Below are 8,945 nucleotides of genomic sequence, written 5' to 3' on the forward strand. Positions count from 1 at the left end.
GCCCAGCGCGGGCATCAAGAAGAACAGCCAGCGCCGGGGCGGACCCTCGGGCGCCGTGGGCGGCGCCAGGAACGCGTCGCCCGGCGGCGGCTCGGGTGGAAGCTGTCTCACCAACGTGACTGCGGTGAAGCGGGTGGCGCACTCGAGCGCGGCGAAGAAGCCCGCCGCCGCGAGTCCCGAGAAGAGACCCACGATCAGCCCATAGACGACCCAACGCGCGCGCAGATGGGCGATCCGCTCGCCGAGGCGCTGCAACAAGTCGCGTGAGGAGAGCGCGGCGATGGCTAGTCCGATGGCCAGTCGTTGGTACGACAGTTCTTGGCGTCGATCGCGCTCACCACCTGCAGGTAGCCGGGCCAGCCGAAGCCGGGGATGAAGCCGAGCCAGAACTTGCGCTTGGGCACGCGCTGGAAGCCGCCGCCGGCATTGCGGCCCTCGCCGAGGCCGGGGTGCGCGATCGAGAGCCACATCGCCTTCTGGCCGTTGCACACCGGCGTGGTCGCTTCGCTGAGCGCCTGGCGCAGGCCTTTCTCGTCGCCGACCGGGTAGTACGTGCCGCCGCCGCCCTTCGCCACACACTCCAACGTGCCGCGCTCGCCCGAGCCCACGTCGAGCCCGACCACGTGCACGCGCACGTCGATCCCCGTCGTCTCGCGCACGTTCTTCGCCACGGCGCAGGGATCGCTCTCGCAGGTCTCGGTGCCGTCGGACACCAGCACGATCGTCGACTGACCCGGCAGCCCCTTGAGCTGCTCCGCCGCGCGCTCGAGTGACGCGCCGATCGGCGTCATGCCGTGCGGCGAGACACGCGCCAGCGCCGCGTCGATCGACTGGGGGTCCACGCGCCGCACGGGCGCGAGCACGTCGATGTCCTTGCAGTCGCGCTTCTCCTTGGGCGACTTCGAGCCGTAGACGATCAGCCCCACGTTCATCTCCGCGGGCATGTTGTCCACGAGGTCCTTCACCACGCGCTGGGCCAGCTGCATCTTCGGCTGGCCGCCCATCTTGCCGGCCATGCTGCCGGAGGCGTCGAGCACGATCAGAACGTTCGTGAGCTCGCCGTCGTCCGCCAGGGCAGCGGGAGCCCCGAGCGTGAGTGCCAGGGCGAGCGCGAGGGCGCGCGCATGGGACCGCCTCATTCCAGCCTCCTGCTCGTGCGCTGTGGTGTCGGACGAGCGGGCTCGATCTTAGACTGTGCGCCGGGCTTGGCACAGCAGGTCGACATATCTCCGGAGGCCGCCGACGATCCGCTGATCGGCCGGCGCGTGCGCGACTTCTCGATCGTGGAGCGCATCGGCCGCGGCGGGATGGGCGCCGTGTACCGCGCCGAGCACCTCTTGCTGCGCGAGCCGCGCGCGCTGAAGGTGATTCGCGCCGAGCTGTTCCGCGCCGTGCCACACGCGGTCGAGCGCTTCGAGCGCGAGGCGCGCATCGCGGTGAAGCTGCGGCACCCGAACCTGGTGCTGCTGCACGACTTCTTCGTGGAGGACGGCGACCACTTCCTGGTCATGGAGTATGTCGTCGGGCAGAGCCTCGCGGAGCTGTTGCGCGCGCGCGGGGTGCTCTCGACCGCCGAGGTGTGTCGCATCGGCGCGCAGTGCTGCGCGGGGCTCGCGCATGCGCACGAGCTCGGGATCGTGCACCGCGACCTGTCGCCGGAGAACGTGATGCTGACACCGTCCGCCGACGGGCCGACGGTGAAGATCATCGACTTCGGCGTCGCGCGTGCCGCGCTGTCGCAGGAGACCACGACGCGCATCACCGACGCCACGCTGACGCGCGTGGGCGACTTCATCGGCAAGCCGCGCTACGCCTCGCCCGAGCAGGCCGGGTCACTCGGACCCGGCGAGGAGCTCGACGCGCGCAGTGACTTGTACTCGCTCGGGCTGGTGCTGTACGAGATGGCGACGGGCGCGCTGCCGTTCCGATCGGAGTCGGCGGTCGGCTATCTCGCGCTGCACCTCTACCAGGCGCCGCCGGCGCCGTCGGAGCTGCACCCCGAGCTGAACGTGTCGCCCGCGCTCGAGCGGGTGATCCTCCGCTGTCTCGAGAAGGACCGCAACGCGCGCTACGCGAGCGCGGCCGAGCTCGGGCACGCGCTCGAAGAGGTGAGTCGCGAGAACCTGGCGCGCTTGCAGCGGCCGCAGCGTCGGCGGGCGGGGCGGCCGCTGTGGCTGGCGGGCGCAGCGGCCGGCGCGCTCGCGCTCGCGGCGTTCGCGGCCTGGCGCGCGCACGAGCGCTCTCCCGCGGCCGCCGCGCTGACCGAGACCGCGCGAGCAGAGCCCGCCCCTGCCCCGACACCCGCTCCCGCCCCCGCCGCGACGGCCGCGCCTGCGCCCGTACCCGAGCCGACTCCCGTGGTCGCGCCGCCCCCGGTCGTGACTCGCGTGCCCGAGCCCGAACCGGCGCCGCCTCCTGCCGAGGCAGCCGCTGCTCCCGCGCCCACGCACAAGACCGCGCGGGCCACTCCACGGCGCGCGCCGAGTCCAGCCCCGTCAGCGGCCTTCTCGAGCGAAGACGAGATGGAGGCGGCGTTCCAGGCCGCGGTGCAGTTCGAGGGCGGGCACTCGCCGGCCGAGGCCGCGGGGAACTGGAAGAAGTTCCGCGCCCGGGGCCCCTCGCACGACTGGGACGAGCGCGCCAAGCGCCGGATCACCGAGCTAACCCTGGGCGGAATGAAGGAATTCCCGTAGGCTGACAATTCGAGCAATTACTCTTACAGTAGTTGCATGAATTATCGGATCGAACAGCTGGCCGGCATCACCGGGGTCCGGGCGGAGACCATCCGCTTCTACCAGGGCCGCGGCCTGCTGCATCCGCCGACCCGTTCCGGCCGGGTGGCCCTGTACGACGACTCGCATCGCGAGCGGCTGGCCCGGATCCGCAGCCTGCTCGAGGACGGGCTCACGCTCGCGCTGATCAAGCGCGTGCTCGACCGCGGCGAGGCCCCGGCCGAGACCGCGAGCGATCGGCTGGTCGACGCGCTCGCGCGCGAGAAGGTCGGCGGGCGCACCTACTCGCGGGCGGAGCTCGCGCTCGCGACCGGCATGCCCGAGGCGCTGATCTCGTCGATCCAGCTCGCGGGCCTGTTCGAGCCGATCCGCGTGGGCGGAGAGGACCGCTTCAGCGAAGCCGACGTCGAGATGGCGCGCGCGGGGCTGCGCCTGCTCGGCGCCGGCTTCCCGATCCACGAGCTGCTCGCGGTCGCCGTGCAGCACGGCAACGCGACCCGAGACACGGCGGACCGCGCGATCGAGCTCTTCGACCGGCACATCCGCGAGGGCGGCGCGCGCGACCGCGACGCGAGCGAGGTCGAGGCCGCCTTCCGGCAGCTCCTTCCCGAAGTGACTCGCCTGGTGGCGCTGTACTTCCAGCGCACGCTGGTGAGCCGCGCGCTGGCCCGGCTGCGCGGCCGCGGCGAGGGCGAGGCGCTGGCGCGCGCGGTCGCGGCCACCGAGTCGGCGAGCCTCGAGGTGGCCTGGAAGTGACTCCGCTTCCGACCGGCTCCGCGAAGACGGCGCTGGTGCGCGAGATGTTCGACCGCATCGCGCCGCGCTACGACCGCATGAACCGCGTGCTGTCGCTCGGGCTCGACCAGCGCTGGCGGCGGGCGGCGCTCGCGGCGATCCGCGTCGGCACCGGCGACCGCGTGGTGGACCTGGCGTGCGGCACGGGCGACCTGGCCGAGCTCGCCGCCGCGCGCGGCGCGCGCGTGGTGGCCGTGGACGGAGCGCGCGAGATGCTGCGCGGCGCGCGGCGCCGGGGCGTTCCGGCGGGCTTCGCGCGCTGCGACGTGGCGGAGCTTCCGCTGCGCACCGGCTGCGCCAGCGCGGTCACCTGTGGCTTCGCGCTGCGCAACTTCAGCGAGCCCGAGCTCGCCCTGTGCGAGGCCGCGCGCGTGCTCGCGCCGGCCGGGCGGCTGGCGCTGCTCGAGGTCGGCCAGCCCGACGGCCGGCTCGCGCGCGCCGGCCACCGTGTGTGGTTCGAACGCGTCGTGCCCTGGCTCGGCGGCTGGCTCTCGGACCGCGACGCCTACCGCTACCTGCCGCGCTCGGTGGAGTATCTGCCGCCCGAGGCCGAGCTGCGCGCACTGCTCGAGCGCGCGGGCTTCGAGCGGGTGACTCGCGCGGAGTTCCTGTTCGGTGCCGCGCAGCTCTACACCGCCGTGCGGCGCGGGGCTGCGGCGTGAGCCTGCGTGCCATCCGCAGCCTCGCGGCGCCGGCCGACTTCCTGGCGCGGCTGGCGCACGCGCGCGCGGCGAGCCGCTTCTACTGGCGCAGCGCGGACCGGGCGCTCGAGCTGCTCGCGCTGGGCGAGGTGGCGGCGGTCGAGGCGTCCGGGCCCGGCCGGCTGCAGGCGGCCGCGGCGCGCGTCGCCGAGCTGCTCGAGAAGGTCTGGGTCGAAGGCGACGGGCCGGCGTCTGCCGGACCGCTGTGCGTGGGGGGCTTCGGCTTCTGGGACGACTCCGCGGGCGAATCCGCGTGGCGCGGCTTCCCGCCGCTGCGTTTCTGGCTGCCCGCGCTGCTGTTCGCGCGCGTAGGCGACACCGTGTGGTGTACGGTCACGCGCGACGACGCGAGTCGCTCGTGCGCCGGCGCCGAGCGGGCGGCCGAGCCGGCGCTCGGAACGGGCAGCGCTGCGCGTTCGGGCTTCAGTGCCTGCGCCGAGCCGTCGCGCGACGAGTTCGCGCGCGCGGTCTCGCGCGCCACCGCCGCGATCGGCGCCGGCGAGCTGGAGAAGGTCGTGCTGGCGCGCGCCTGCACGCTCACCCAGGCCGGCGGCTTCGACGCGGCGCGCGTGCTGCGCTCGCTCGGCGAGTCACAGCCCGGCTGCACGGTCTACGGCGTGGGGCTGGGCGGCGCAACCTTCCTCGGCGCGTCGCCCGAGCGGCTCGTGGGCCGCCGCGGCAGCGCAGTCCATGCCGACGCGCTCGCGGGCTCGGCTCCGCGCGGACGCACTCCCGACGAGGACGCGCGCCGCGGCCAGTCACTGCTCGAAAGCCCCAAGGAGCGCGAAGAGCACGCGATCGTGCGGCGCGCGGTCGTGGCCGCGCTCGGCGAGCGCTGCAGCGACGTGCGCGCGGCGGAGGCGCCGGAGCTCCTGCGGCTCGAGGGCATCCAGCACCTGCACACGCCGGTGTCGGGGCGCCTGGCCGACGGCGAGCGCAGCTCCGTGCTGTCGCTCGCGGGCGCGCTGTTCCCGACCCCCGCGGTGGGCGGCGCGCCGCGCGCGGCCGCGCTCGCGTTCCTGCGCCGGCACGAGGCGGCGCGGCGCGGCTGGTATTCGGGCGGCGTGGGCTGGCTCGCGCCTTCGGGCGAGGGCGAGCTGTGCGTCGCCCTGCGCAGCGCCCTGCTGCGCGGCGACGCGGCGACCCTGCACGCGGGCGTGGGCATCGTGGCCGGCTCCACGCCCGAGGCCGAGCTCGACGAGACCCGTTGGAAGCTGGCGAGCGCGCTCGGCGCCCTGGTGGAGCTGTGACCCTGGACCTGTCGCTCGCCCCCAACCGGAACGTCGCCTGCGCCGGCGCGCTGGTCGACGAGCTCGCGCGCGCGGGCGTCCGACACTTCGTGGTGTCGCCCGGCTCGCGCTCGACGCCGCTCGTGGCGGCGCTGGTCGCGCTGTCGCGCGCCGGGGCCGGGATCGAGCTCTGGTCCTTGATCGACGAGCGCTGCGCGGGCTTCTTCGCGCTGGGCCTGGCCAAGCAGGGCCGCGCGCCGGCCGCGCTGGTCTGCACCTCGGGCACGGCCGCCGCCAACCTGTTCCCGGCGGTGGTCGAGGCGAGTCAGTCGGGCGTGCCGCTGATCGTGCTCTCCGCCGACCGGCCGCCCGAGCTGCGCGACTGGAGCGCGCCACAGACCATCGACCAGCTGCGGCTGTACGGCCCCTACGCGCGCTGGTTCGCCGAGATGCCGCCGCCGGAGGCCGGAGCCGCGCTCGTGAGACACGCGCGGGCGCTCGGCGCGCGCGCGGTGGCCGCGGCCTGCGGCCGGCCGCCCGGCCCCGTGCACGTGAACCTCCCCTTCCGCGAGCCGCTCGAGCCCGTGGCGCTGGCCGGCGACGGCTGTGACGCGCTGGCCGGCGACCCGCTCGCTGCGCGCGGCAGGAGCGCGGGCAGCTACACGCGCGTGGAGACGGCGCCGGCCGCGCCGCCCGAAGCGCTGGTGCGCCGCCTGGCGGCCGCCGTGAGCGCGGCGGCGCGCGGCGTGATCGCGGCCGGGCCGCTCGACGCGCCGGCTTCGCTCGCGCCGGCAGTGACTCGCCTGGCGCGCGCGGCGCGCTGGCCGGTCCTGGCCGAGCCCACATCGCAGCTCCGGTGGGGCGCGCACGCCGCGGGCGCTCCGCTCGCCGGAGCCTACGACCTGTTCCTGCGCAACGAGTCACTGGCCCGGTCACTGGCGCCCGAGATCGTGTTGCGGCTCGGTACGCCCCTCACCAGCAAGGCGTTCGCGATCTGGCTCGCGAGTCACCCGGCCGCGGAGCTCTGGCTCGTCGACTCCGAGGGCCGCTTCGCCGATCCGACCCACCGCGCCGCCGAAGTGCTGCGCTTCGACCCCGAGCGGCTGTGCGCCGCGCTCGCGGCGGAGCTCGAGCGCACGCCGCCGCCGCGCGACGGCGCCTGGCCGCGTGCCTTGGCGGACGCGAACGCGCGCGCGCGCCGCGCGCTCGAGGCCGGCCTCGGGGACTCGGACTTCCTGTCCGGCCCGCGCGTGGCCGCGGAGCTGGCCGACGCACTGCCCTCGGGCGCGACTCTGTTCGTGTCGAACAGCCTGCCGATCCGCGACGTCGACGCGGTGTTCCCGGTGTCTCCGAAGCCGCTCCGCGTGCTGTGCAATCGCGGCGCGAACGGCATCGACGGCATCGTCTCGACCGCACTGGGCGCGGCAGCCGCTGGCGCGTCGCCGCTCGTGCTCTTCACGGGTGACCTGGCGCTCTTGCACGACCTGGGCGGGCTGCTGGTCGCGAAGCGGGCGCGCCTCTCGGCCACGATCGTGGTGCTGCAGAACGACGGCGGCGGGATCTTCTCGGCCCTGCCGGTCGCGGCGCATCGCGAGGCCGTCGGCTTCGACGCGCTCTTCACCACGCCGCACGGGCTCGAGCTCGCGCGCGTGGCGGCGCTGTTCGAGGCGAGTCACTCGCGCGCGGCCAGCCCCGAGGAGCTGCGGCTGGCGCTCAAGCAGTCGATCGGCGCGCCTGGCCTGCACTTGATCGAGGTGCCGCAGGAGCGCGAGGCCGACGTCGCGGCGCGGCGTGCCCTGTTCGCGCGCGCGGCGCAGGCGGCCGCGCCATGAGCGCGCGCGAGATCCGGCGCATCGACGTCGGCGGCGCGGCGCTCTCGGTCGAGATCGCGGGCCGCGGGCCGGCGCTGCTGCTCTTGCACGGCTTCACCGGCTCGGCGGAGACCCTGCGCGCGCTGGCCGACGGGCTGGCGCCGAGCTACCGCACGATCGCGGTCGATCTCCTGGGTCACGGCCGCTCCGACGCGCCGCGCGACCCCAGCCGCTACGCGCTCGAGTGCAGCGCGGGCGACCTGGCGCGCCTGCTCGACGCGCTCGGTGAGTCGCGCGCGCACGTGCTCGGCTACTCGCTGGGCGGGCGCGTGGCCCTGGGATTCGCGGCGCTGCGGCCACAGCGCGTGCGCTCGGCGCTCGTGATCGGCGCATCGGCCGGCCTCGCCGACCCCGCCGAGCGCGCCGCGCGGGTGGCGGCGGACGAAGCCCTGGCGTGCGAGCTCGAACGCGACGGCCTCGAGCCGTTCGTGACGCGCTGGATGGCGCAGCCGCTGTTCGCGTCGCAGGCCCGGCTCGGCGCCGAGACACTCGAGCGCGCCCGCGCCCAGCGCCTGCGCAATCGCCCGCACGGGCTGGCCGCCTCGCTGCGCGGCCTGGGCAGCGGCGCGCAGCCCCCGCTGCACGCGCGGCTCGCGGAGCTCGACCTGCCGCTGTGCTTCGTGGCGGGCGCCGAGGACGCGAAGTTCGCGCGCATCGCCGCGGAGCTGGCGGCGCTGGCCAAGCGCGGGCGCTGCGCGCTCGTGCCCGAGGCGGGTCACGCGGCGCAGCTCGAGAATCCCGGCGCGGTCCTGTCACTCGCGCGCGAGTTCTTCGCGGCGAGTGACCGCACAGAGACACACGAGACAGGAGACCCCGAAATGCGACTCCCCGACTGGAAGACCGTGGGCAGCTACCAGGACATCCGCTTCGAGAAGGCCGAGGGCATGGCCAAGATCACCCTCTGCCGGCCCGAGGTGCGCAACGCCTTCCGGCCCGAGACGGTGCGCGAGCTGATCGACGCCTTCGGCCGCGCGCGCGACGACCACGAGATCGGCGTGGTGCTGTTCACCGGCGAGGGCGACGAGGCGTTCTGCTCCGGCGGCGACCAGCGCGTGCGCGGCGAGGCCGGCTACGTGGGCGGGGACGGCGTGCCGCGGCTCAACGTGCTCGACCTGCAGCGCGACATCCGCAGCATGCCCAAGCCCGTGATCGCGCTGGTCGCCGGCTACGCGATCGGCGGCGGCCACGTGCTGCACGTGGTGTGCGACCTCACGATCGCGGCCGACAATGCGCGCTTCGGGCAGACCGGCCCGCGCGTGGGCAGCTTCGACGGCGGCTTCGGCGCCTCGTATCTCGCGCGCATCGTGGGTCAGAAGAAGGCGCGCGAGATCTGGTACCTGTGCGCGCAGTACGACGCGCGCGAAGCCCTCGAGATGGGGCTCGTGAACCGCGTGGTGCCGCTGCGCGAGCTCGAGGCCACGGGCGTGGAATGGGCGCGCCGCATCCTGAGTCACAGCCCGCTGGCGATCCGCTGTCTCAAGAGCGCGTTCAACGCCGACTGCGACGGCCAGGCGGGACTCCAGGAGCTCGCGGGCAACGCGACGCTGTTGTTCTACATGACCGAAGAGGCGCAGGAAGGCCGCGACGCATATCTGCAGAAGCGCGCGCCGGACTTCG

8 protein-coding genes and 1 pseudogene are annotated in these 8,945 nt (G+C 74.9%); 7 read left to right on the forward strand and 2 right to left on the reverse strand.

From position 1 onward, the window contains the following. The coding region (locus tag VMR86_17845; protein ID HTO08917.1) for a hypothetical protein at positions 1 to 258 on the reverse strand (258 nt) is incomplete at its 3' end. 26 nt (positions 259 to 284) lie between these two features. Beyond that, positions 285 to 1,139, reverse strand: a complete 855-nt coding sequence (locus VMR86_17850) for a VWA domain-containing protein (protein ID HTO08918.1) — start codon at positions 1,137 to 1,139, stop codon at positions 285 to 287. A 66-nt stretch (positions 1,140 to 1,205) separates the two neighbouring features. Here VMR86_17850 and VMR86_17855 point away from each other — a divergent pair, with 66 nt between their 5' ends. From VMR86_17855 to menB, 7 genes and pseudogenes are all read left to right on the forward strand, one after another. After that, positions 1,206 to 2,693 carry a serine/threonine-protein kinase gene (locus VMR86_17855; protein HTO08919.1) on the forward strand — a complete coding sequence of 496 codons (1,488 nt, stop codon included), beginning with the start codon at positions 1,206 to 1,208 and terminating at the stop codon, positions 2,691 to 2,693. Positions 2,694 to 2,729: 36 nt separating this feature from the next. Further along, entirely contained in the window at positions 2,730 to 3,488 is a 759-nt protein-coding gene (locus tag VMR86_17860; protein HTO08920.1) for a MerR family transcriptional regulator, read from the forward strand. Continuing rightward, positions 3,485 to 4,189: a ubiquinone/menaquinone biosynthesis methyltransferase gene (locus VMR86_17865; protein HTO08921.1), complete on the forward strand. Its 705-nt coding sequence runs from the start codon at positions 3,485 to 3,487 to the stop codon at positions 4,187 to 4,189. The genes VMR86_17860 and VMR86_17865 overlap by 4 nt, the downstream gene beginning before the upstream one ends. Further along, positions 4,186 to 5,478, forward strand: coding sequence for an isochorismate synthase (locus tag VMR86_17870; GenBank protein HTO08922.1), 1,293 nt, complete (start codon positions 4,186 to 4,188; stop codon positions 5,476 to 5,478). The genes VMR86_17865 and VMR86_17870 overlap by 4 nt, the downstream gene beginning before the upstream one ends. After that, positions 5,475 to 7,289 (forward strand): 2-succinyl-5-enolpyruvyl-6-hydroxy-3-cyclohexene-1-carboxylic-acid synthase, encoded by a 1,815-nt coding sequence (gene menD, locus VMR86_17875; GenBank protein ID HTO08923.1) that lies wholly within the window; start codon positions 5,475 to 5,477, stop codon positions 7,287 to 7,289. Before VMR86_17870 ends, menD begins: the two co-directional genes overlap by 4 nt. Further along, positions 7,286 to 8,038, forward strand: a pseudogene (gene menH / locus VMR86_17880) (2-succinyl-6-hydroxy-2,4-cyclohexadiene-1-carboxylate synthase). Before menD ends, menH begins: the two are co-directional and overlap by 4 nt. Before the next feature lie 108 nt (positions 8,039 to 8,146). After that, positions 8,147 to 8,945: 1,4-dihydroxy-2-naphthoyl-CoA synthase (gene menB / locus VMR86_17885; protein ID HTO08924.1), on the forward strand; the 799-nt coding region annotated here is incomplete at its 3' end.

The sequence above is a fragment of the Myxococcota bacterium genome, assembly GCA_035498015.1.
Taxonomy (GTDB): Bacteria; Myxococcota_A; UBA9160; order SZUA-336; family SZUA-336; genus VGRW01.